The organism is Sphingomonas sp. P2_B6 (genome assembly GCF_056404755.1).
On sequence record NZ_JBFUDK010000011.1, the window covers coordinates 22034 to 44531 of the forward strand.

Genomic DNA, 22498 nt, shown 5'->3' on the forward strand with positions numbered 1-22498 from the left:
TACGGGTCTTCGACAAGCTCAGCCCCTACTCAGCACGAACGGGGTTTTGGTTGGCCGCCTATGTGGCGACGATTTGCACCGTCGCTAGCCGCGCCCCAGCATATGGTCAACGAACTGACCGAGCGTGCGGAATCCCGACAGCTTGAGCGGGGTCTTCTCGCTGGTGATCGCGGCCGGCACCAGCGCGCGTTCGAAGCCGAGCTTGCCCGATTCCTTGAGCCTGAGCGCGCCGTGCGCCACCGGCCTGATTTCGCCCGACAGCGCGATCTCGCCGAATGCCACCGCATCGGGCGGCACCGGACGCTCGGACAACGCGGAGACGAGCGCCGCCGCCACGGCCAGGTCGGCCGCGGGATCCTGCACCCGGTAGCCCCCGGCGATGTTGAGATAGACTTCGCAGGACGAGAAGCTGAGGCCACAGCGCGCCTCCAGCACTGCGAGCACCATCGCCAGCCGGCCCGAATCCCAGCCGACCACCGCGCGCCGCGGCGTGGCGCCGCTGGCGAGGCGGACAACCAGCGCCTGGATCTCGACCAGCACCGGGCGCGTGCCCTCCAGCGCGGGAAACACCGTCGTGCCGGTCACGCCTTCGTCGCGCTGCGTAAGGAACAGCGCGCTGGGGTTGGAGATTTCGGCCAGCCCCTCCGCCACCATCGCGAACACGCCGATCTCGTCAGTGCCGCCGAAGCGGTTCTTGATCGCGCGGAGGATGCGGTACTGATGGCTGCGCTCGCCTTCGAAGCTGAGCACCGTATCGACCATATGTTCGAGCACGCGCGGGCCGGCGATGCTGCCGTCCTTGGTGACATGGCCGACCAGCACCACCGCGGTGCCCCGTTCCTTGGCGAAGCGGATCAGTTCCTGCGCCGAGGCGCGGACCTGGCTGACCGTGCCGGGGGCGCCTTCGATCAGGTCGGAATGCATGGTCTGGATCGAATCGATCACGAGCAGCGCCGGTGCGGGCCCCTGACGCATGGTCGTCAGGATATCCCGAGTAGAAGTGGCAGCGGCCAGCTGCACGGGCGCATGGCCCAGGCCGAGACGCCGCGCGCGCAAGCGAACCTGATCGGCGGCCTCTTCGCCGGAGACATAGGCGACCGAAAGACCGGCCAGCGCCATTTTTGCCGCCGCCTGAAGCAGCAGGGTGGACTTGCCGATACCGGGATCGCCGCCGATCAGCGTTGCCGAACCCTCGACGAAACCACCGCCCAACGCCCGATCGAATTCAGCGATGCCGCTCGGCAGGCGTTCGGGCAAGGCGACTTCAGCGTCGAGGCCGACCATCGTCATCGCGCGGCCGCCGGACTGGAGGTTATGCTTGGCCTGGAAGGGCGTAACGGTACCGCCCACCTCCTCGACCAGCGTGTTCCATTCCGCGCAATCGGCGCACTGCCCCGCCCAGCGGTTCGCGACCGATCCGCAGGCCTGGCAGACATAGCGTTTCTGGGGTTTCGCCATGTGCGAGGCCTTAGCGGGAAAAGAACGGGAGGGGAACAAACTTTTCTTTTTTCCGACCGCCGGCGACGCTGGTGGTGGAGGGGCATGCCACGACCGCCAACGCCTGTGGCCTTCCCCTCCACCACTCGCTGAAGAAGCGAGTGGTCCCCCTCCCCATGTTCCATGGGGAGGAAAAGAGGGTCAGGCCGGTTTTGCCGGAATAGTCAGTCCGCGTTGCACCGCGGGGCGGGCGAGGCCGCGCTCAAGCCAGGCCGCGACGTTCTCGAAGTCATCGAAGCCAACCAGATCGCGCGCTTCGTAGAAACCGATCAGGTTGCGGACCCAGCCGAGCATCGAGATGTCGGCGATGGTATAGTCGTCGCCCAGGAACCAGTCCTTGCCCGCCAGCGCGGCATCCATCACGCCGAGCAGGCGCTTCGATTCATCGACGTAGCGGCCGAGCGGGCGCTTGTCCTCCCAGTCCTTGCCGGCGAATTTGTTGAAGAAGCCGAGCTGGCCGAACATCGGCCCGACGCCGCCCATCTGGAACATCACCCATTGCGTCGCCTCCCAGCGGCCGGTGGGATTGTTGGGGATGAACTTGCCCGTCTTGCCGGCGAGATACAGCAGGATCGCCCCGCTTTCGAACAGGCCGAGCGGCTTGCCGCCCGGCCCGTTGGGATCGATCATCGCCGGAATCTTGCCATTGGGATTGAGCGAGACGAATTCCGGCGATTTCTGATCATTGGTGGCGAAATCGACGAAGTGCGGCTCATAGGCCAGTCCGGTTTCCTCGAGCATGATCGATGCCTTCACGCCATTGGGCGTTGGCAGCGAATAAAGCTGGATGCGGTCGGGATGCTGCGCAGGCCAGCGTTTGGTGATCGGGAAATCGGACAGATCGGTCATGAAGGTCTCCTTTGCGGATGAACGTAGGGGCCTGCGGCCACGATGCACCTCTCGCCATGAACTGAATTTAACGCGAATGCGACCAGAGCAGAGATTGGCGTTTGGCTCCGGGGGGTCTATGCGCCCGCCATGCAAGCGAAAGACCTCCGCGTCGCGCTGTTCAGCGGCAATTACAATTATACGCGCGATGGCGCGAACCAGGCACTCAATCTCCTCGTCGGCCACCTCCTGAAACAGGGGACGACGGTGCGCGTCTACTCCCCGACCAGCCGCCGCCCAGCCTTTGCCCCGACCGGCGATCTGGTCAGCGTACCCTCGATCAAGCTTCCCGCCGGGCGCGCCGAGTACAAGCTCGCGCGCGGCATGCCGGCGAAGACCCGGGCCGATGTCGACGCCTTCGCACCGAACCTGATCCATGTCTCGGCGCCCGACTTGCTGGGGCATGCCGCCGTGCGTTATGCCGAGCGGAATAATATCGCCTCGGTCGCGTCGTACCATACGCGGTTCGAGACCTATGTCCGTTATTACGGCATCGGTTTCCTCGAACCGATCATCATCAACGCCCAGCGCAAATTCTATTCGCGCGTGGACGAGGTGCTGGCGCCGAGCCAGATGATGGGTGAGATCCTGCGCGACTGGGGCGTGACGGCGCATATCTCGCGCTGGTCACGCGGGGTGAACCACGACCGATTCAATCCCGGTCGCCGCGACATGCAATGGCGACGCGGCCTGGGCATCGCGGACGACGAGATCGCGGTCGGCTTTCTCGGTCGGCTGGTGAAGGAAAAAGGCCTCGACGTATTCGCCCAGGCGATGCACGCGCTTGATGCGCGGGGTGTGCGGCACAAGACTTTGGTGGTGGGCGAAGGCCCGGCGCGCGACTGGTTCGCGCAGGAAATCCCGGATGCGGTGTTCGCCGGATTCCAGTCGGGCGACGATCTGGGCCGGGCGGTCGCTTCGATGGACGTGTTCTTCAATCCCAGCGTGACCGAAACGTTCGGCAACGTCACGCTGGAGGCAATGGCGGCAAAGGTGCCGGTGGTCGCGGCGCGAGCATCGGGCGCGGTCGGGCTGATCGATGACGGCGTGACCGGGCTGATCGTCGATCCAACCGATATCCAGGGTTATGCCGATGCCCTGCAGCGTTTCTGCGAGGATGATGATTTCCGCCATTCAGCCGGGGAAGCCGGACACGCCAAGGCCGCCGGTTATCGTTGGGAGACGATCAACCAGGCGGTGCTGGATACGTATCTGGCGGTGCTGGAGCGGCGGGGGAAATAGCCCCAGCCCGGGTTACTTCCAGTCGAACGTGAGAGGCGCTTCGCGGAAGGCGAAGCGATCGAGGTGCCGGGCGACGGCGCCCTTCAGGCCTTCGAGCTGTTCCGGCGAGGTCGCATCGATCCGGACATCGAGTGCCTCGGCACGCGCATCGAAGGTGACCAGCCCGTCGCCGGGATGATCGGCACCGCGCGCGTCTTTCGGGAACACGACGGTGCCGTGTTCGGGCGTAAACTCGACGGTCAGGTTGTGCTGCCAGTGCTTGCACAGCTGCTGGAGATATTTGCTGCCGCTTGTGGTGGGCACGCTGGCGGTTGCGCTGTCCATGAGCGCTGTCCTTTCTTCATTCGGTCGTCGGTGCCGGCGGCCGGGCCGATGCCCAGCCGCCGGCGCAGGAGTTGCAAACGCGTCACGCGTTATTTCAGCCGCTCGATCTTCTGCGCGGCTTCGTCGATCAGCGCCGCGATATGGTGCAGCGTGTCGCCATCGACCTCGCCGGCACCGAGCTTCTGCTGGAGCACTGCCTTGAGGTTGCCCATGGCACGGCGGACCGGGCCGCCGCTGGTGCGCTCGCGCATCGAGCCGAGGTCCTCGAGCCGGGCGAACAGCGCCTCGACCTCTTCCTCGCGCTCGGTGAGCAGCGCCTGGCCCGCATTGGTGATCGCGAAGAGCTTCTTCGCGCCTTCTGACTTCTGCTCCTCGATCAGGCCCATATCGTCGAGCATGGTCAGGGTCGGGTAGATCACGCCGGGGCTCGGCGCATAGGCGCCGCCGGTCCGCTCCTCGATGTCGCGGATCAGGTCGTAGCCGTGACGCGGCTGCTCCTCGATCAGCTTGAGCAGGACGAGCCGCAGCTCGCTGCCATCGAACATCCGGCGGCTCCGGCCGCCGCGTTCGCCATGGCCGTGCACTTCCCATTGGAAGGAGAAGGGACCGCGCGTGAAGCGTCCGCCCCGGGGACCGCAATCGCGGCCGCGCATATGATGAAACATGAGTCTTCCTTTTTGTGTATCACGATGCGTCTAAGATATATCTTGAGTCGGTTTTGACAAGAGGGAATTTTTCACGGGGTGCAGCGCGCCATGGCGGGGTGGCACCTTCCGGCCGTCCACCCTATGTTCCGGGCATGGCCGACCTTTTTGCCACCTATGATCCCCCTGCCCGCGAAGCGGTTTCCGAGAATGCGCCGCTGGCCGACCGGCTGCGGCCGCAACGGCTGGAGGAGGTCGTCGGGCAGGAGCATTTGACCGGGCCCGAAGGCGCGATCGGGCGGATGGTCGCGGCGGGGCGGCTGTCGTCGATGATCCTGTGGGGACCGCCGGGCACGGGCAAGACGACCATCGCGCGGTTGCTCGCCGATGCGGTGGATTTGCGGTTCGTGGCGATCTCGGCGGTGTTCTCGGGCGTGGCGGACCTCAAAAAGGCGTTCGCCGAGGCGCGCGAGCATGCCCGGATCGGCAAGCGCACCCTGTTGTTCGTGGACGAGATCCACCGCTTCAACCGAGCGCAGCAGGACGGTTTCCTGCCTTATGTCGAGGACGGCACGGTGACGCTGGTCGGCGCGACGACGGAGAATCCGAGCTTCGAACTCAACGCCGCGGTGCTCAGCCGGGCGCAGGTGCTCATCCTCCATCGCCTCGACGCGGCAGCGCTCGGCAAACTGCTCGACCGTGCCGAGGAGACGATGGGGCAGCCCCTGCCCCTCACCCCCGAAGCGCGCGACGCGATGATCGCCAGCGCGGACGGCGACGGCCGTTTCCTGCTCAACCAGGCCGAGACGCTGTTTTCGGTGAACCTGCCCGAACTGCTCGACCCGGCCGGTCTCTCGGCGTTCCTGCAACGGCGGGTCGCCGTCTACGACAAGGATCGCGAGGGGCATTACAATCTCATCTCCGCGCTGCACAAATCGATGCGCGGATCCGACCCGCAGGCCTCGCTTTATTATCTCGCGCGCATGCTGACCGCTGGCGAGGAGCCGCTCTATGTGCTCCGCCGGATCACGCGCTTCGCCAGCGAGGATATCGGGCTGGCGGACCCCAATGCGCTGGTACAGTGCCTCGCCGCCAAGGATGCCTATGATTTCCTGGGGTCGCCCGAGGGCGAGCTCGCGATCGCTCAGGCGTGCCTCTATTGCGCCGTCGCGCCCAAATCCAACGCGGCCTATGCGGCACAAAAGGCCGCCTGGCGCAGCGCGAAGGAAACCGGATCACTGATGCCGCCGCAGAACATCCTCAATGCGCCGACCAAGCTGATGAAGGATATCGGGTACGGCAAGGGCTATGCCTATGACCACGACACGTCGGAAGGGTTCTCCGGGTCCAATTACTGGCCGGCCGAGATGAGCCCCCAGACCTTCTACACCCCGACCGAGCGTGGCGTTGAGAAAAGGATCGCGGAACGCATGGCCTATTGGCAGGAGCTGAAGGAGCGCGGCGAATGAGTTTCGACTGGAACAGCATCACCGCGTTCGCGCTCGGCCTGCCCGACACGGAAATGTCGACCAGTTATGGCAGCCCGGCGGTCAAGATCGTGTCGAACGGCCGTGCCTTTCTCCATCCCAGCCGGGAAGCGGATTCCTTCGTGCTCGCGATCGACCAGGACACCAAGGAAATGCTGATGGAAACCGATCCGGAGACCTTCTGGCAGACGCCGCATTACCAGGGCTGGCCCGGAGTGCTGGTGCGTTATGACAGCGCCGATCCCGAGCGAGTCCAGGCGATGATCGAACGATCCCGCGACTGGAGCGCCGCGCGGCCGCGATCGAAGCCGCGCAAAGCCAAGGCATGAGCTTCAGCTGGGACGAGGCGGTGGCCTTCGCCCTGACCTTGCCGGGCGTGTCGATGGGTGCGGGCGCGCGGGGATCGGCCTCGCCACAGGTGCGCGGGCGACAGATCGTCTCGCAGGGACGGACACCGGGTGATTTCGTGCTGCGCGCGACGCGCGAGGAAATCGGGGTGCTGATCGGGACCGACCCCGAATGCTTCTGGCAGACGCCGCAATATGAGGGCTGGCCTTGCGTGCTGGTGCGATCGGCGGCGGCCGACCCGGAGCGACTGCGCTTGCTGATCGAGCGCGCCTGGTGGGACCGCGCTTCCGGTGCGCAGCGAGCGAGGCGTGGTGGCGCGCGCCCCTGACCATTTCACCCGTTTCGCCGCGATCGACTGGTCGGGTGCCAAAGGCCAGTCTCATCCCGGCATCGCGCTGGCGCTGTGCGAGGCGGGCGACGCCGCGCCAGTGATCGTCGATCCGCCGGGCAAGGCCTGGTCGCGCACCGAAATCCTCGAATGGCTGCGCGCCCGTGCCGACGAACCGTTGCTGGCCGGCTTCGATTTCAGCTTCTCGCCGCCGATCATCGAACGCGGCGCCTATCTGCCCGGCGAGGAAACGCCGGTCACCTCCCGCGCCTTTTGGGGCTATGTCGATGCCTCCAGCCCCGACATGGACCTGGGCGCCGCCTCGTTCCTGGAGAGCCGGCGGGGACGGCATTTCTATCTCGGCGCGGCGGACGGGGCGAAGGCGGGCTTCATCCATCTGCGCCGCAGCGAGATGCACTACAAGGCCGGGGGCGGACACAAACCCTCGTCGCTCTATGATGCGATCGGGGCGGCGCAGGTGGCGAAGGCGAGCTTCGCCGGCATGCGATTGCTGCACCATCTCGGCACGGCAATTCCCGTCTGGCCGTTCGACCCGGTGCCCGACAAGGGCGCGATGATCGTCGAGATCTACACCTCGATCGCCGCGCGCGCGGCGGGCAAGCGCAAGGGCCTGAGCAAGTTCCGCGATGGCGCGACGCTGGATGTGGCGCTCGCCACCATGGGGTCGAAACCGCATGCGCCGCTCGTCCACTATACCGATCACGCGACCGACGCGATCCTCACCGCGGCCTGGCTGCGCGCCAATGCAGGACGCGCCGATCTGTGGAATCCGCCTGATCTGACGCCCGATATCGCACGGCGCGAGGGCTGGACGTTCGGTGTGGTTTGACGCATGGAGCGCCCGGACGCCGGTTTAGCTCAGCTGGTAGAGCAGCGGTTTTGTAAACCGAAGGTCGCGGGTTCGATTCCTGCAACCGGCACCACATACGAGTCCTCGTGTTCTCATGGCCGATCGACCACCGGCGCTCTCGAACGGTTGCAGCAATGCGACGAGCGCCAGTTCACGGTCGCCTGTCTCACACCACCATGAGGACGTCGGTCGCCAGTTGGCAGCCTGAAGAGCAATTATATGCGACTAAAGGTGCTTGCATTAAATCAGAGCCACTACCACCCGTTCGTCCTGAGTAGCCATCGAGTAGCCGCGTAGCGGCGTATCGAGAGGGCGTATCGAAGGACAGGTTCCGCGCGATAACCTGTCCTTCGATACGGGCTCTCGATACGCCTTCGGCTACTCGATCCCTACTCAGGACGAACGGATCAGATTTAACGCTCGCCGCTCTAAAGGCCACGAGCCTACCACGCCGCCCCCAAAGACTTCGAAGCCCGTACCGGGGGCGTCGTTTGCCGCCAGCAATGTCGCCGATCGATGACGGCACCGCTCACCCAATATGAGTCACAAACGGCCGCGAATCCCGAAGAAGAAGGACCGGCCCGAATATTCGTAGAAATTGGGTACGTTGCTATAGGTGTTGAAGCGCTTGATCGCCGAACCGAGCAGGTTCGAGCCTTGCACGTAAACCGACACATTGTCGGTCAGGTCGTAGGACAGGCTGGCCGACATCTCGTGATAGCCGTCTTCCTTGACCGGCAAATAGCCCAGATTGCCCGACTGGGCGTAGGTGTAACGCGACTGAAAGCTGTACGAGACCTGCGCGCTGATGCCGTTCTTCTCATAGAAGAGCTTGGTGTTGGCCGAGAAAGGAATCGCGCCGGGCAGGCCAGTCGTCACGTCTCCGGAAGTCGCGCGCGAATGATTGTAGGTCAGGTTCGCCTGGACGCCGAAACCATTGTCGAGGAAATATTGACCGCCAACCTCCAGGCCATACACCTTGGCGCTGTCGCCGTTGATCACCTGATATTCGACGAAGTCGAAATTCTGCTGCTGGTTGGCGGGCTGCGCCGTCGGCGTGATCACGACATCGACCGGAACGGTCGAGACGAAACTGGTGATGTGCTTGTAAAACGCCGCCGCGGTAAGCGCGAGGCGGTTGGACGGGTAATATTCGAACGACACGTCGAACTGATCGGCGCTGGTCGGCTTCAGATTGGGATTGCCGGCATCGTAGATGATGAAGGTGCCCGACTGCGCCGAGGTCGCGTCCTTGGCTGGGGACAGTTCGCCGAAGCTCGGCCGCGAGATCGCCCTCGATGCGGCAAGCCGGACACGGAAGCCGTCCGCGATGTCATAGGCGAAATTGACCGCCGGAAGGAGGCGCAGATAGTCGCCGCCGCCATTGATCGCATCGACCGGATTGAAATTCACGTCATTGTCCTGCGTGCCGACGCGCGGGATGATGCTGGCGATGCTGGCGCCATAGCCCGTCGACGACACTTTGGTCGACACGAGGCGCAAGCCGATGTCGCCGCGCCAGCGCTGTCCGGCCAGGTTGAACTGCACATAGCCCGCCCAGGTCCGTTCCTTGATCAGATAGGATGCGGGAAGGTCGGGCTCGACCAGCTGAGTCGAATAGCCGGCGGGATAAGGCGACAACGCGCAGCCCGGGATGGGCGTGCCGGTCGCATCGAGGCAGCTGTTGGGGTCGAGGATCGCCGGGTTGTTGTCCGCGCGCGGAAGCGCCGCCAGGTACGTATCGATGTCGAAATAGGGAAAGTTGCGCGGGAAATCGCCCTGCAGCTTGGTCAGGATCGTGCCGTTGCCCGGCCGCACCACCGACGCGCCCAGCTGGCCGAAGGTGAAGGGATAGCCGCAATAATTGCAGGAAGTGGTATATTGGTTGTCGATCGTCTCGACGTTCTTGCGGCGATCGGTCCAGGCACCGCCGAAGGTGATCGACTTGAACGTGTCATTGTCCACGTCATAGGTGACATCCAGCTTCACGCCCTGCGTGCGATCCTCGATATTCTGGCCCTGGATCCCGATATAATGCGCCCGGAAATCGTCATTGGTCGCCTGATCGAGCGTGCGTCCGCCGGGAATCGTGATGTCGAGGTCCGGGATGCCGCCCGCACGTGTCGCGAAAACCGCTGACGCGCCGGGAATGCCGGCCACGACGAACCGGTTCTGCCCGCCCGTATTGTCGCGCGCCTTTCCGTAATAGCCGTCGATCGCGACCTTCAACCGGTCCGCGGCCTGCCAGTCGACATGGCCGCCGATCTGATAGGTCTGGCTGTTGCGCGGCTCGTCAGTGGTCAGCACCTCGCTGACGAGATCATTGATCGCAAAGCCGGTGACGACATTGTGGGCGTCGACCTTGATCGACGCCGGATCCCAGCGCAGCGACCCGTCATCGCCCAGCGGATTGAGATAGTTGGACGAGCGATAATTGTGCTGCGTAACATTATACCGGCTGTAGATACCGTCGATCGTCAGCTCGAATGCGCTGGACGGCTTCCACTGGAACGCCCCCGCCGCGCCAATCCGTTCGCGCTCGCCCTGCACGGTGCCGACGCTGTAATAGTCGGGCCAGATATAGGCTGGACCATCGGCGTCGGGATTGATCTTGCCGTCCCGGTTGAAGTCGACGCCATAGGCGGCCTCCGTCCCGTCCGTGATCGAATATTCGCCCAGATTGTCAGTGCGGAACTTGTACTTGTTGTAGCTTGCGCCGGCGATGACCCCCATCGTGTCGTTGGCGAAGGTCGCGCTGACCACGCCGGTGACCTTGTAGCCGCCCTTCTCGACGAAATCATTATACTGGCCTTCCACCGAGCCGGTGGCGTGAACCCCTGGGCGGTCGAGCGGACGCGCGGTGCGCAAGTTGATGTTGCCGCCGATGCTGCCCTCCAGCTCCGACGATCGCACCGCCTTCTGCACTTCGGCCCCGGAAATGATTTCCGATGGCAGCACGTCGAAGGCGAAGGATCGATCGGTGCCGTCAGTCGGGAGAATGCGGCCGTTGAGCGTGGTAATGGCGAAATTCTCGCCAAGCCCGCGGATCGTGACCGAGCGTCCTTCGCCGCGGCCGTCGCGGCCGACGGTCACGCCCGGAATGTTGGCGAGTGCTTCGGCGACGTTGCGGTTGGGAAACTTGCCCAGTTCCTCGGCGGAAATGGCGTCCACGATCGTATCCGCGCTGCGCTTGGCCTGGATCGAGCGCAGCAGGCTGCCCCGGACACCGCGCACGACGATATCGGGGGCGTTGTCCGACGCGTCGGTATCGCCGGCCTGCTGTGCCGGATCCGGTTCGGCCGTTACGGATGTGGCTTCCTGAGCATAGGCCGATGCAGTGGGAACGGTCAGCAAGGCCGCTGCGCTGACCCCGGTAAGCACCACATTCCGCAAAATGCGTCGTTGCGTCATCGCCATTCCCCTTATCAGCTGCACGATCCTTGGACCCTGAATGGATTCGCGCGATTTATTGCGATTTGGTATCCTCACCGTAGCGAAACTGTCAAATAGAAAAGAAACGAAACTTCCGCTTTGTTGTGCGAGCAATTTTAGGCTGATATGCAGGGGCGGAACGGGAGGAAGCCAATATGTCCGTCACGCGGGACACCAGTGGTAGGAGACAGCAGATCAGCGCCTTGGTGCGGGAGCGCGGCAGCGTGCAGGTCGTGCCACTCGCCGAACGCTTCGGCGTGTCGATGCAGACGATCCGAAAGGACCTTCATTACCTGGCAAAGCGCGGCATCGCCGAGCGATCCTATGGCGGCGCGATCGCGACCGACGCCGTCAACGTCGCGGCGGAGCCTCCGGTCGAGGCCAAGCGCGCGATCAACGTCGACGAAAAGGCGCGCATCGGGGCGCTGGCGGCGGCCATGGTGATGCCGGGCGATTCGATCGTGCTCGATTCAGGCACCACCGCACTGCAGATCGCGCTGCACCTGGCTGACAGCGACGAGGTTACCGTGCTGACCAACGATCTGGATATTCTCTGCGCGCTGGCGAGCAAGGAGCGCATCAACGTCGTGATGCTGGGCGGCACGTTGCGGCGGCGCAACCGCGCCTTTTACGGGGCACAGACCGAGAGCGCGTTCGACGACCTGCATGTCGACAAGCTGTTCCTCGGCGTGGACGGGTTCGATATCGAGCGTGGCATCACCACGCATTTCGAGCCGGAGGCCGTGCTCAACCGAAAGATGGTCAAGGCGGCGGGACAGGTCATCGCGGTCACCGACCGGTCCAAGTTCGGCCGAGTCTGCCTGCACCGAATCATGAACGTGGCCGAGATCGACGATCTCGTTACCGATACCGCCGATGCCGGAATGCAGGCAGCCGCCGACCGCCTGGGCTTCCGCCTTCACATCGCCTGAGCTTAGCCTCCGGTTCAGCTCTTGAGCTTGAAAAAGCGCTGGGCGTTTTTCCAATAGATCTTGTCGATCACCGCACGGGGCAGGTTCAGCCCCCTGGCGTCGGCGCTGATCGCATCGACCCGCTGGCTGAGCGGGGTAGCCAGATAGCGCCAGTCGGCGCGCCACACCTGGTCCGCCTCTCTGGGAAAATCGCTGGTGGCGGGCGGGTTCTGGGCGCGTGCGGCTGGATCGGGCGGGCTGTCCGTCAGGTCGGTGCCATACAGGATGCGGTCCTGATATTTGACGAAGAAGGCGCGCACCTTGCCGATATCGGCATTGGACTGGACCTGCAGGTTGGACATTCGTGCCGCGAGATCCACGACCGTGTTGGGATAGCGATCGAAGAACCGCGCCAGTTCGTCCACGCTCCATTCGAGGCTCGCCATATGCGCGCCGTCAAAGGCCAGCCCGGGATGGCGCGCGACGAACCGGTCGCGCGCCGCCATCAGCGTCTCGTAGCCGGGCTCCTCGGGATGGAGAAACATGTAATATTCGGGATGCTCCCTGAAATAGGAGCGATCATTCTCGGTCGTCATCTGCTCGAGCGGCAGCCAGCAATTCTTCGGCTCGGCCTGGTGCGCGATCAGCGGCACGCCGCGCTTTTCGATGTGCGCCATCACGCCGTCGAAGCGCGGGTCGTCCAGAAAAACCCGCTTCCCTCGGTCGTCCGTGGCGACCATGCCGATATTTTTCCACACCTTCACCGCCACCGCGCCCCGCGCGAATGCATCGTCGAGCGCACGGTTGGTGCGCTCGGTCCAGCCCGGCGTTCCGAAACCCCGCATGGAAAATGTCGTCGCAAAGTGGAAGCGCCCGGCATCGATCGCCTGCATCTGATGCGCGGCCACCGCCTGCATCGGCAATGGCGGGAAGTCGGGATAGTCGACATTGATCGACAGCAACGCCATCCCGTCGCGCCGCGCCACGTCCAGGAACCGCGGATCCGTCACATTGGCATGGACATGGGCGTCGAACTTGGCGACGCGCGCGAAATCCGCCTCGCCATAGCCCGGCGCAGGCGCAGGCGCGGCTGCGCCGGCCAGCAGTGCCGAGGTCAGCGCCATCATTGCCTTCAGTGAGCGCATCTCGACCCTCCAAAACAAATGAAACGAAAGAAAACGATCAATAAAATTGCGAATATGGTTTGCGCCGCCGCTGCGGTTCGTGCAACATCTTTCTCCAAGGCTGCGCGTTTGCGGTATCAGCCGATATCAGGGGAGCCCTTCGCCATGCTGTCCAACCTTGTCGATCGCCGCGGCCTGCTCGGCCGCCTGATGACCGGCGCTGCCCTGGTGTCCGGCCCGGCGCTGACGGGGCGCGCATGGGCCGCCGGACCGGCGGGCGTGACGCTCTCGGACGGCACGCTGACGATCGAGTTCGATGCCGCGATGCGGTCGCGCCTATCCTATGGCGGCAAGCCGGTGACGCCGATGGCGGCCGGCGAGGCATTGTTCCTCGCCGGTCATCGCCCCCTGGATCGCTTCCTGCTGCTCGATCATGAAGAGACGTCGATATCCGGCCCGCACGGCCCGGGCCGGCGGCATCGGCTGCGCGCGACCGCCGGCGGCGCGGTGGAGCAGTTGCTCGATATCATTTTCCTCGATCATTATCCCGGCCTCGCCCTGTACGAGTTGCGCTATCGCAACACCGGAGACGTGCCGCTGGCGGCCGTCGGCTGGCGCGTCGCGACGCATGACCTGCTGGCGGACCCGACGGGCGCATGGACCTTCGCCGGCGCTTCCTATCCCGATCGCCGCGACTGGGTGCAGAAGGTCGCGCCCGGGTTCGAACAGCGCAACTTCATGGGCATGAACGGTTCCGACTATGGCGGCGGCACCCCGCTCGCGGTGGTGTGGCGGCGTGATGTCGGTCTGGCGGTCGGCCATATCGAACCGGTGCCGCGGCTGATCTCGCTGCCCGTCGCGGCGCAACCGGATGGGACGCGCATCGGGCTCTCGGGCGACGAACCGGCCTTGCTTGCGCCCGGCGCCACGCTGGCCCTGCCGACCGCCTTTCTGATGGCGCACGGCGGCGACCATTTTCGTCCTCTCGACGCCTATCGCCGCATCATGGCCGAGCGTGGCCTTGCCGCCCCCGCCATCCCCGAATCGAGCTATGGTCCGATCTGGTGTGCCTGGGGCTATGAGCGCAATTTCACCCCCGAACAGGTGTACGGCACACTGCCCAAAGCCAGGGAATTGGGCTTCGAATGGGCGGTCCTCGACGACGGCTGGCAGACGTCCGAGGGTGACTGGAAACTGGATCGCCGGAAATTCCCGCGCGGCGACGCGGACATGAAGGCGTTCGCTGACCGTATCAAGGCTGACGGCATGCGTCCGCGCCTGTGGCTGGCCCCGCTCGCAGTCGATCCCGGCACTGACCTGCTGCGCGACCATTCCGACATGCTGATTCTCGACCGTGACGGCGCCGCGCAGAATGTCAGCTGGTGGAGCGCTTTCACCATGTGCCCGGCCTATCCGCCGACGGTCGAGTTCTTCCGCGCGCAGGTACGGCGCATCATCGGCGACTGGGGCTTTGAGGGGCTGAAGCTCGACGGGCAGCACCTGAACGGCGTCGCGCCCTGTTACAACCCTGCGCACAACCATGCGCGACCCGAGGAATCGTTCGAGAAACTGCAGGATTTCTGGAAGGCGGTTTATGACGAGGCGATCGCCATCAACCCGCAAGCGGTGATCGAGATATGTCCGTGCGGCGACAGCTTCGCCTTCCACAACATTCCGGCGATGAACAACACGCCGGCGTCCGATCCCACCTCATCATGGCAGGTCCGGCTGAAGGGCAAGACGTTCAAGGCGCTGATGGGACCGTCCGCGCCCTTTTCCGGCGACCATGTCGAATTGAGCGACGGGCGCGACGATTTCGCCTCCACCTACGGGATCGGCGCGATCCCTTCGACCAAATTTACCTGGCCGAAGGACGTGCCCAATCCCACTGATCCTCTGCCGCCCGGCGGCTATCTGCTCACCGCGGAGAAGGAGGCGCTCTGGCGCAAGTGGATCGATCTGTACCGCGCCAACATGCTCTCCAAAGGCCGCTATCTCGGCGATCTCTACGATATCGGTTTCGACAAGCCGGAAGCGCACGCGATCGAACGTGACGGCGTGATGCATTACGCCTTCTATGCCGAGAAATGGGATGGCCCGCTCACGCTGCGTGGCCTCGGCACCGGGCGCTATGTCCTCACGGACGGTTTTACCGGCAGCCCGCTCGGGACCGCCACCGCGGCACGCAACAGCCTCCAGGCGAGTTTCCGGCACTTCCTGCTCATTCGAGCCAGCCCGGCGCGGGAAGACAAGGCATGAGCGGGGCGGTTGTGCCCTCGGGTCGCGCCTGGCTGATCAACGCGTTGGTCACCGTCATCCTCTGGGGAATATGGGGCGCTTTTTCCGGTCTTTCCGCTCAGCACGGCTTTCCCGAGACCCTGGTCTATTGCGTCTGGGCACTGACGATGATTCCGCCCGCGCTGGTGGTGCTGGGGCTGGCCGGCTGGCGGCTCGACGCCTCGCCACGCGCGATCGGCTATGGTCTGGCGATCGGGCTGCTCGGCGCCGGCGGCCAGATGGTGTTGTTCTACGCCGTCGCGCGCGGGCCGGCCTATCTCATCTTTCCGATCATTTCACTGTCGCCGATCGTGACGATCGCCTTGTCGTTCGTGCTGATGCGCGAACGCACCGGGCGACTGGGCGCGTTCGGTATCCTGCTCGCGCTGCTCGCGCTGCCGACCTTCGATTTCGCGCCGGGCAGCGGAGGCGGCGCATCGGCCGCCTGGCTCATACCGGCGATGATCGTGATGCTGTGCTGGGGCGTCCAGGCCTATTTCATGAAGGCAGCCAATCACGTCATGTCGGGCGAAAGCATCTTCGTCTACATGACGCTCTCCGGGCTGGTGCTGATCCCGGTGGCCTGGGCGATGACGGACTGGGGCCGGCCGATCAATTGGGGACTGGATGGCCCGTGGCTCGCCGCGCTGATCCAGGTGCTCAACGCGATCGGCGCGCTGACGCTCGTCTTCGCGTTTCGCTACGGCAAGGCAATCATCGTCGCCCCGCTCGCCAATGCCGGCGCGCCGCTGGCCACTGCCTTGCTGTCGCTGGTGATTCTCGGCGTGGTGCCTGGCCCCCTCAAGACGATCGGCATCCTGCTCGCGCTCGTCGCCTCGCTGCTGCTGGCGATCGAGCCCGACGCGAAGGATCCGGACGCCATTGTCGAAACAAATTAGTTTCGTTATATTTCGTTTCGTTGCTTTTATCCGGACGCCGCGATAAAGGCCTTCCGAAGGAGCCGATGTGCAGGCGATTCTAGAGATGGTGCTTCGGCACAAGGCCGGCGAGCGGATCGGCGTGACCTCGGTCTGTTCGGCGCACCCATTGGTGATCGAGGCAACGTTGCGCCACGCGCTCGTCACCGGCCAGCCGATCGCGTTGATCGAAGCCACCTCGAACCAGGTCAACCAGGACGGCGGCTATACCGGCATGGTCCCGGCCGACTACCGGGATTTCGTCCGGGCAATCGCGACCGCGGTCGGATTCCCGCTGGATCGCCTCGTGCTCGGCGGCGACCATCTCGGCCCCAACGCATGGGTAGCCGCACCGGCCGCTGAGGCACTGGACAAGGCAGAAGTGATGGTTGCGGACTATGTCCGCGCGGGATTCCGCAAGATCCATCTCGACTGCTCGATGAGTTGCGCCGACGATCCCGTGCCGCTGCCCGAAAGAACCATTGCCGAGCGCGCGGCACGGCTGTGCCGCGCTGCCGAGGACGCTTTCGACGGCGATCCGGCCGACGCGCCGGTCTATGTTATCGGCACCGAAGTACCGGTTCCGGGCGGCGCCGCGGAGGACCTTGGCGACCTGGCCGTCACCGCCCCCGAAGCGGCGATCGCGACGATCGGCATGCATCAGGACCTGTTTCGCGCATCCGGCCTGGAGAGCGCCTGGGACCGCGTCATCGCCACGGTCGTGCAGCCCGGTGTCGAGTTCGACCACGACAAGGTGGTCGATTACCGGCCCGAACGCGCCACCGCGCTGAGCCGTTCGATCGAGCAGTTCGATCATATCGTGTTCGAGGCGCATTCCACCGATTATCAGACCCCGGACGCGCTCGCCGCCCTGGTACGCGACCATTATGCGATCCTGAAGGTTGGTCCCGGGGTCACGTTCGCGTTGCGCGAGGCGCTCTGGGCGCTCGACGCGATCGAGGCGGAGACGATTCACGCCGGCGACCGCGCTGCGTTGCGCGCCGTTACCGTGTCCCGCATGCACGCAGCGCCGAAGCATTGGCGGAAATATTACCATGCTACCGACGCGGCGCTCGATCTCCAGCTGCAATACAGCCTGTCCGACCGGATCCGCTATTACTGGCCCGATCCGGAGATCGCCGCGGCGCAGGAGGCGCTGTTCGCCAATCTGCGCCGGACACCGCCCCCGCTGGCGCTGGTCAGCCAGTATCTGCCGCTCGCCTACGCCGCGGTACGCGGCGGCGAGACGACACTCGACCCGGCGGCGCTCACCATGGCGCACATCGCCGCCACGCTCGACGCCTATCATGGAGCTTGCTTTCCCAATGCCTGATACCCTGCTCGCCCCCGAGGCCGACGGCCTCGGCACGTCCTGGACTCGTCGCGAAATCGACCAGCAGCCCGAGACGCTCCGCGCCACCCAGGCGCTGCTGCGCGACCGGAAGCGCGAGATCGAAGCGTTCGTCACTCCTTTGCTTGCCCGGCCCGATCTCCGTATCGTGCTGACCGGCGCGGGAACCTCGGCGTTCATCGGAGAATGCCTCGCGCCTTGGTTGTCGGGCGTGCTCGGTCGCCCGGTCGAGGCGATCGCCACCACCGACATCGTCAGCGCGCCATCGCTGTACTTGCGCCCAGAAGCGCCGACGCTGCTGGTGTCGTTCGGCCGCTCGGGCAGCAGCCCGGAGAGCGTCGCCGCGGTCGACCTGGTCGAGGCGATAGTGGCCGAAGCCTATCACCTCATCGTGACCTGCAATGTCGAAGGCGATCTGGCCAGGCGCGCCGAGGACAACACCTGCGTCGTGGTACTGCCGGAGGCGACGCACGATCGCGGTTTCGCCATGACCTCGAGCTTCAGCGCGATGATGCTGGCGGCGTTGTCCATCCTTGGCGGGATCGAGGCGGTCGAGGCGCGCGGACCCGCGATCGCGGCGGCAGTGGAGGACGTGCTCACGCGGTGCGAGCCGCTTGTCGCCGACCTTGCAACGCGTGGGTTCAAGCGCGTCGTCTATCTCGGCAGCGGCGTATTCAAGGGCCTCGCCCGCGAGGCCGCGCTCAAATTGATGGAACTGAGTGACGGCGCGGTCGTCACCGCGTTCGACACCGCGCTCGGCTTCCGCCACGGGCCCAAGACGATCGTCGATGCCGACACGCTTGCCGTCGTGTTCGTCTCGAACGATCCGCTCACGCGCCGCTACGATCTCGACATCGTCGAGGAACTGCGCAGCGACGGCCATTGCGGCGCGCTTGCGGTGATCTCCGCTCAGCCCGGCGACGGCGCGGACATCACGGTCGCCGGCATGGCCGATGCAGTCGATGCCGATCTGCTGTTTCCGTTCATCGTGCCGGCGCAAATGTTCGGCCTGCACGTCTCGCTCGCGCAGGGCCTCGCCCCCGACCGCCCCAATGCCAGCGGCACCGTCAACCGCGTCGTGCAGGGCGTGCGGATCTACGCCGCGCAAGCATGACCGGCGCCACATATTTTCTGGGCGTCGACGGGGGCGGCACGAAGACCGAGTTCGTCTGCATTGACGCCGCGGGCGCGACGATCGCGCGCGCGGTGACCGGCACGACMTATCATCTCGAAGTCGGGATGGACGAGGTGCTGGCACGGCTCGAGCAAGGCATCGCCGCGATTTGCGGTCAGCTCGAGATTCTGCCCGACGCGCTGAGCTTCGTCTTTTTTGGCCTGCCCGCCTATGGCGAAGACAAGCTCGTCGACCCACAGCTTCATGCGGCCTGTGGCCGCCTGCTCGGCCATGAGCGCTATGCCTGCGGGAACGACATGGTGTGCGGCTGGGCGGGCTCGCTCGGCTGCCAGGATGGGATCAACATCGTCGCGGGCACGGGCTCGATTGCCTATGGGGAACGGCAGGGCAAAGCGGCGCGCGCGGGCGGCTGGGGCGAAATAGTCGGCGACGAAGGTTCGGCCTATTGGATCGCGATTCAAGGCCTCGCGCTATTTTCGCGCATGAGTGACGGCCGCGCGGCAAAGGACCTGTTATACGGCCGGATCGTCGAGGCGCTGGCGCTCGACGACGATCTTGACCTTTATCAGCGTATCATGGGGCCAGCGGCGATGAGCCGGGGCGAGGTGGCCGGTCTGGCGGGTTTGGTGTCGGGCGCGGCCGCCGACGGCGATAGCGGCGCCCACGCAATCCTGCTGGCAGCCGCCCATGAACTCGCGGCGCTGGCGATTGCCTTGCGCGATGTCCTGGGCTTTCCACCCGACGTCAGGGTGCCGCTGTCTTGGTCGGGTGGCGTATTGTCCCACGAGCCGTTGGTTCGGAACGCGTTCACAAGGATCGTCAGCGAAACCGGCCGCTTCGCGCTGGCCGACCCACTTCACGCACCGGGCTATGGCGCCGCCCTGTATGCCGAACGGTTGGCGCATAGCCGAGGCGTAGGAAGACTCGGGAACCGCCCGTAGGGGTAGTGAAATAGCGGGATATAGACAGGACGGCGCCTGATCGATGGAAACCTTTGTGTCCAGATTTGTGACCTAGTTCCTCTTTGACGTCGCTTGGACAAGATTAGATAGTTGCGAAAGCCGCAGATTTCTGCGGGTCTCGAATATGTGCCGGTTTAGGCCCTTCATCCTCCCGTCGCCCGCCGGGTGGGCGGGGTCCCACGCTCCGGTGGGATCGATTGTGGTTTACGGCAGCCACCGCTCCGGAACATCTCGCCCCTCAGACGGCCCGGCTGGCACAGAACTGGCCCGCCATAAGGAATGAGGCGATGGCGATGAAAAGCGACGACCTGCAGCGCACCGACGAGATCGCTGACGCAACAACGACCGCGGAAAGCTCGCAAGAGCCGAATTTCCGCTTCTACGACAACCGACAGAAATATCTGATGTTCGTGAACACCTGCTCCGAAAAGTGGGTCGTGGCTGAACGCGTCGCCCGTGAACTCAAGAAGCTGAAGCCCGTCCCGCCGGCCGTGCGCTTCTTCGATGCCGGTATGGGCGACGGTACGGTCCTCGCCCGGGTGATGCGCTCGATGCACGAGGCTTTCCCGCGTTTTCCATTCCTGATCGCCGGCAAGGAGATCAGCCTTGAGGACGTCCGCCTGACCCTGGACAAGATGCCGGACCGCTTCTTCGAGCATCCGGAGACCGTTCTGGCGCTCACCAATATTTCCTATGCCGAAGCGCCGCACCTGGTACCAGCGAAGCCGGAAGTGCGGGAACGCATGACCTGGCAGGCAGTAGCCCTGAAGGGCACCACCACGGCCGAGTTCGAGCGCCAGATCCTGGAACTGCAGCCGTTCCTCGCTCAGAACTGGCGCACCCGCGTCTCGGAAAAGACAGGCAGTCTGATCCCGGAAACACCAGCGACATTGATCCTCTACCGCGAGGATTGCGCCTTCATGCTGGAGGATGTGATCCCCAAACGGGACGAGCCGGTCGCCAGCTACGACCTGGTCGTGGCGAGCCAGCCCTTCCGTCTCAGCGCCTCCACAGAATTCAAGGCGAAGCGAGTGCTGGCCCCGCTCGCCCGCGCCCTTCGGCAGGACGGCAGACTTCTTGGCATCCATTCCGCCGGCAATGATCCGGGACTGGACATCATTCAGCTCGTCTGGCCCGCCGAAGATCCCTTTACCATGTCACGCCACGCCTTGCTCGATGCGACGCGCAAGGCGATGGGCGATGAAGCGCGCGACTTTCGGTTCGATGCCCTGCCGACGTCGGAAGCGCTCTTCAGATACGAGATGCACACCTTGCCCGACGAGCTCGATAGCGAGCGAGCGTCGATCGGCACCTCGACTCTGCTCGCCGCCTGGAATGCCGCAACCTATGTCGCCCAGATCGACGATGAACGCCTGTCCGAGGCGATGAGCAACTCCGCCTATCTCGAGGCGACGCGGAAAGTGCTCCGGAAGAATGGCGAGCTTTGGTTCAACGACGAAAGCTACGTCATCGTCCGCAATCCGCGCGCGGCCTGACGCCGCCACCTGCGATCATATCGAAAGAAGGGGAGCCACATGGCCCGCAATGATTTCCTGTTCACGTCCGAATCCGTTTCCGAAGGCCATCCCGACAAGGTCTCCGACCAGATCAGCGACGCGATCGTCGATCTGTTCCTGTCCAAGGATCCCGAAGCGCGGATCGGGTGCGAGACGCTGACGACCACCCAATTGATCGTGCTGGCGGGCGAGATCCGCTGCAAGGGCGTCTATGAGGACGGCCAATGGGCACCCGGCGCGCTCGAGGAGATCGAGCAGACGGTGCGCAATACGGTTCGCGAGATCGGCTATGAGCAGGAAGGTTTCCACTGGGAGACGCTGACCTTCTACAACAAGCTGCACGGTCAGTCGGCGCACATCGCGCAGGGCGTGGACGCGAGCGGCAACAAGGACGAAGGCGCGGGCGACCAGGGCATCATGTTCGGCTTCGCCTGCGACGAGACGCCCGATCTGATGCCGGCGACACTCTATTACAGCCACAAGATCCTCGAGCGCATGGCAGCCGACCGCCATGCCGGCACGGCGGCTTTCCTCGAGCCGGATGCCAAGAGCCAGGTGACGCTGCGGTTCGACGAGAACGGCAAGCCCCTGGCCGCGACCGCGATCGTCGTGTCGACCCAGCACGCACCGGGTTATGACAGCGGCGCGAAGGAAGCGGAGCTCAAGAGCTATGTTCGCTCGGTCGTGGCCGAGATATTGCCCGCCACCTTGTTGTCCGATGCGACCGAATATCACATCAACCCGACCGGCAGCTTCGAGATCGGCGGGCCGGATGGCGATGCCGGGCTTACCGGCCGCAAGATCATCGTCGACACCTATGGCGGTGCGGCGCCACATGGCGGTGGCGCGTTCAGCGGCAAGGATCCGACCAAGGTCGATCGGTCCGCCGCCTATATCACGCGCTATCTCGCCAAGAACATCGTTGCCGCCGGTCTCGCCACGCGCTGCACGATCCAGCTCGCTTACGCGATCGGCGTGTCGAAGCCGTTGTCGCTTTATGTCGACACGCATGGCACCGGCACCGTCAGCGACCGGGCGCTCGAAGCGGCGATCGGCAGCATCGCGAAGCTCGGCGGGCTCACCCCGCGCGGCATCCGCACCTATCTGAGCCTGAACAAGCCGATCTATCGCAAGACCGCTGCCTATGGCCATTTCGGCCGCGCAGCGGAGGGCGACCTGTTCCCCTGGGAGCGCACCGACCTGATCGACGACCTCAAGGCGGCCATCGCCTGACCGGCTTCCT

General features: G+C 64.7%; 19 protein-coding genes and 1 tRNA gene. 14 read left to right on the top strand and 6 right to left on the bottom strand.

Annotated elements, in window-relative coordinates:
* Window positions 1-84: 84 nt before the first annotated feature.
* Together radA and AC1DX5_RS15815 are read right to left on the bottom strand one after the other, a co-directional pair.
* Window positions 85-1458, bottom strand: a complete 1374-nt coding sequence (gene radA / locus AC1DX5_RS15810; protein ID WP_465173066.1) for a DNA repair protein RadA — start codon at window positions 1456-1458, stop codon at window positions 85-87.
* A gap of 180 nt (window positions 1459-1638) precedes the next feature.
* Window positions 1639-2346 carry a glutathione S-transferase family protein gene (locus AC1DX5_RS15815; protein ID WP_478016324.1) on the bottom strand — a complete coding sequence of 236 codons (708 nt, stop codon included), beginning with the start codon at window positions 2344-2346 and terminating at the stop codon, window positions 1639-1641.
* Between the two features lie 129 nt (window positions 2347-2475).
* On the opposite strand from AC1DX5_RS15815, the gene AC1DX5_RS15820 reads away from it, so the two are divergent.
* Window positions 2476-3627, top strand: a complete 1152-nt coding sequence (locus tag AC1DX5_RS15820) for a glycosyltransferase family 4 protein (RefSeq protein WP_465173064.1) — start codon at window positions 2476-2478, stop codon at window positions 3625-3627.
* A 12-nt stretch (window positions 3628-3639) separates the two neighbouring features.
* Here the strand turns inward: AC1DX5_RS15820 and AC1DX5_RS15825 are convergent, their stop codons facing one another.
* Together AC1DX5_RS15825 and AC1DX5_RS15830 are read right to left on the bottom strand one after the other, a co-directional pair.
* Window positions 3640-3951 carry a DUF2218 domain-containing protein gene (locus AC1DX5_RS15825; RefSeq protein WP_465173063.1) on the bottom strand — a complete coding sequence of 104 codons (312 nt, stop codon included), beginning with the start codon at window positions 3949-3951 and terminating at the stop codon, window positions 3640-3642.
* Between the two features lie 89 nt (window positions 3952-4040).
* Window positions 4041-4616 carry a PadR family transcriptional regulator gene (locus AC1DX5_RS15830; protein ID WP_465173062.1) on the bottom strand — a complete coding sequence of 192 codons (576 nt, stop codon included), beginning with the start codon at window positions 4614-4616 and terminating at the stop codon, window positions 4041-4043.
* A 134-nt stretch (window positions 4617-4750) separates the two neighbouring features.
* Between AC1DX5_RS15830 and AC1DX5_RS15835 the strand changes: the two genes are divergently transcribed.
* From AC1DX5_RS15835 to AC1DX5_RS15855, 5 genes are all read left to right on the top strand, one after another.
* Entirely contained in the window at window positions 4751-6064 is a 1314-nt protein-coding gene (locus AC1DX5_RS15835; RefSeq protein WP_478016325.1) for a replication-associated recombination protein A, read from the top strand.
* Window positions 6061-6411 carry an MmcQ/YjbR family DNA-binding protein gene (locus AC1DX5_RS15840; RefSeq protein ID WP_465173060.1) on the top strand — a complete coding sequence of 117 codons (351 nt, stop codon included), beginning with the start codon at window positions 6061-6063 and terminating at the stop codon, window positions 6409-6411. The genes AC1DX5_RS15835 and AC1DX5_RS15840 overlap by 4 nt, the downstream gene beginning before the upstream one ends.
* Window positions 6408-6758: a hypothetical protein gene (locus AC1DX5_RS15845; protein WP_478016326.1), complete on the top strand. Its 351-nt coding sequence runs from the start codon at window positions 6408-6410 to the stop codon at window positions 6756-6758. The genes AC1DX5_RS15840 and AC1DX5_RS15845 overlap by 4 nt, the downstream gene beginning before the upstream one ends.
* Window positions 6739-7608, top strand: coding sequence for a hypothetical protein (locus AC1DX5_RS15850; protein ID WP_478016327.1), 870 nt, complete (start codon window positions 6739-6741; stop codon window positions 7606-7608). The genes AC1DX5_RS15845 and AC1DX5_RS15850 overlap by 20 nt, the downstream gene beginning before the upstream one ends.
* 18 nt (window positions 7609-7626) lie before the next feature.
* Window positions 7627-7702: transfer RNA gene (locus tag AC1DX5_RS15855), tRNA-Thr, on the top strand.
* A 470-nt stretch (window positions 7703-8172) separates the two neighbouring features.
* Here the strand turns inward: AC1DX5_RS15855 and AC1DX5_RS15860 are convergent.
* Window positions 8173-11040: a TonB-dependent receptor gene (locus AC1DX5_RS15860; RefSeq protein ID WP_478016328.1), complete on the bottom strand. Its 2868-nt coding sequence runs from the start codon at window positions 11038-11040 to the stop codon at window positions 8173-8175.
* 176 nt (window positions 11041-11216) lie between these two features.
* Here AC1DX5_RS15860 and agaR point away from each other — a divergent pair, with 176 nt between their 5' ends.
* Window positions 11217-11993 carry a transcriptional repressor AgaR gene (gene agaR, locus AC1DX5_RS15865; protein WP_465173057.1) on the top strand — a complete coding sequence of 259 codons (777 nt, stop codon included), beginning with the start codon at window positions 11217-11219 and terminating at the stop codon, window positions 11991-11993.
* A gap of 14 nt (window positions 11994-12007) precedes the next feature.
* Here agaR and AC1DX5_RS15870 read toward each other — a convergent pair whose 3' ends face one another.
* Complete coding sequence (locus AC1DX5_RS15870; protein ID WP_478016329.1) at window positions 12008-13117, bottom strand: amidohydrolase family protein; 1110 nt, start codon at window positions 13115-13117, stop codon at window positions 12008-12010.
* A gap of 144 nt (window positions 13118-13261) precedes the next feature.
* Here AC1DX5_RS15870 and AC1DX5_RS15875 point away from each other — a divergent pair, with 144 nt between their 5' ends.
* The 7 genes from AC1DX5_RS15875 to metK all read left to right on the top strand — a co-directional run bounded on the left by AC1DX5_RS15875 (window position 13262) and on the right by metK (window position 22488).
* The gene (locus tag AC1DX5_RS15875; protein ID WP_478016330.1) at window positions 13262-15355 is read left to right on the top strand and encodes a glycoside hydrolase family 36 protein; all 2094 of its coding nucleotides are present in this window, start codon (window positions 13262-13264) and stop codon (window positions 15353-15355) included.
* A complete protein-coding gene (locus AC1DX5_RS15880; RefSeq protein WP_478016331.1) occupies window positions 15352-16272 on the top strand; it encodes an EamA family transporter in 921 nt (306 codons plus the stop codon). The genes AC1DX5_RS15875 and AC1DX5_RS15880 overlap by 4 nt, the downstream gene beginning before the upstream one ends.
* A gap of 67 nt (window positions 16273-16339) precedes the next feature.
* Window positions 16340-17623 (top strand): D-tagatose-bisphosphate aldolase, class II, non-catalytic subunit, encoded by a 1284-nt coding sequence (locus tag AC1DX5_RS15885; RefSeq protein ID WP_478016332.1) that lies wholly within the window; start codon window positions 16340-16342, stop codon window positions 17621-17623.
* Window positions 17616-18755 carry an SIS domain-containing protein gene (locus tag AC1DX5_RS15890; protein ID WP_478016333.1) on the top strand — a complete coding sequence of 380 codons (1140 nt, stop codon included), beginning with the start codon at window positions 17616-17618 and terminating at the stop codon, window positions 18753-18755. The genes AC1DX5_RS15885 and AC1DX5_RS15890 overlap by 8 nt, the downstream gene beginning before the upstream one ends.
* Entirely contained in the window at window positions 18752-19717 is a 966-nt protein-coding gene (locus AC1DX5_RS15895; protein WP_478016334.1) for an N-acetylglucosamine kinase, read from the top strand. Before AC1DX5_RS15890 ends, AC1DX5_RS15895 begins: the two co-directional genes overlap by 4 nt.
* Window positions 19718-20025: 308 nt before the next feature.
* The gene (locus AC1DX5_RS15900; RefSeq protein WP_478016335.1) at window positions 20026-21234 is read left to right on the top strand and encodes a hypothetical protein; all 1209 of its coding nucleotides are present in this window, start codon (window positions 20026-20028) and stop codon (window positions 21232-21234) included.
* Window positions 21235-21273: 39 nt separating this feature from the next.
* Window positions 21274-22488, top strand: a complete 1215-nt coding sequence (gene metK, locus AC1DX5_RS15905; RefSeq protein ID WP_478016336.1) for a methionine adenosyltransferase — start codon at window positions 21274-21276, stop codon at window positions 22486-22488.
* Window positions 22489-22498 lie beyond the last annotated feature (10 nt).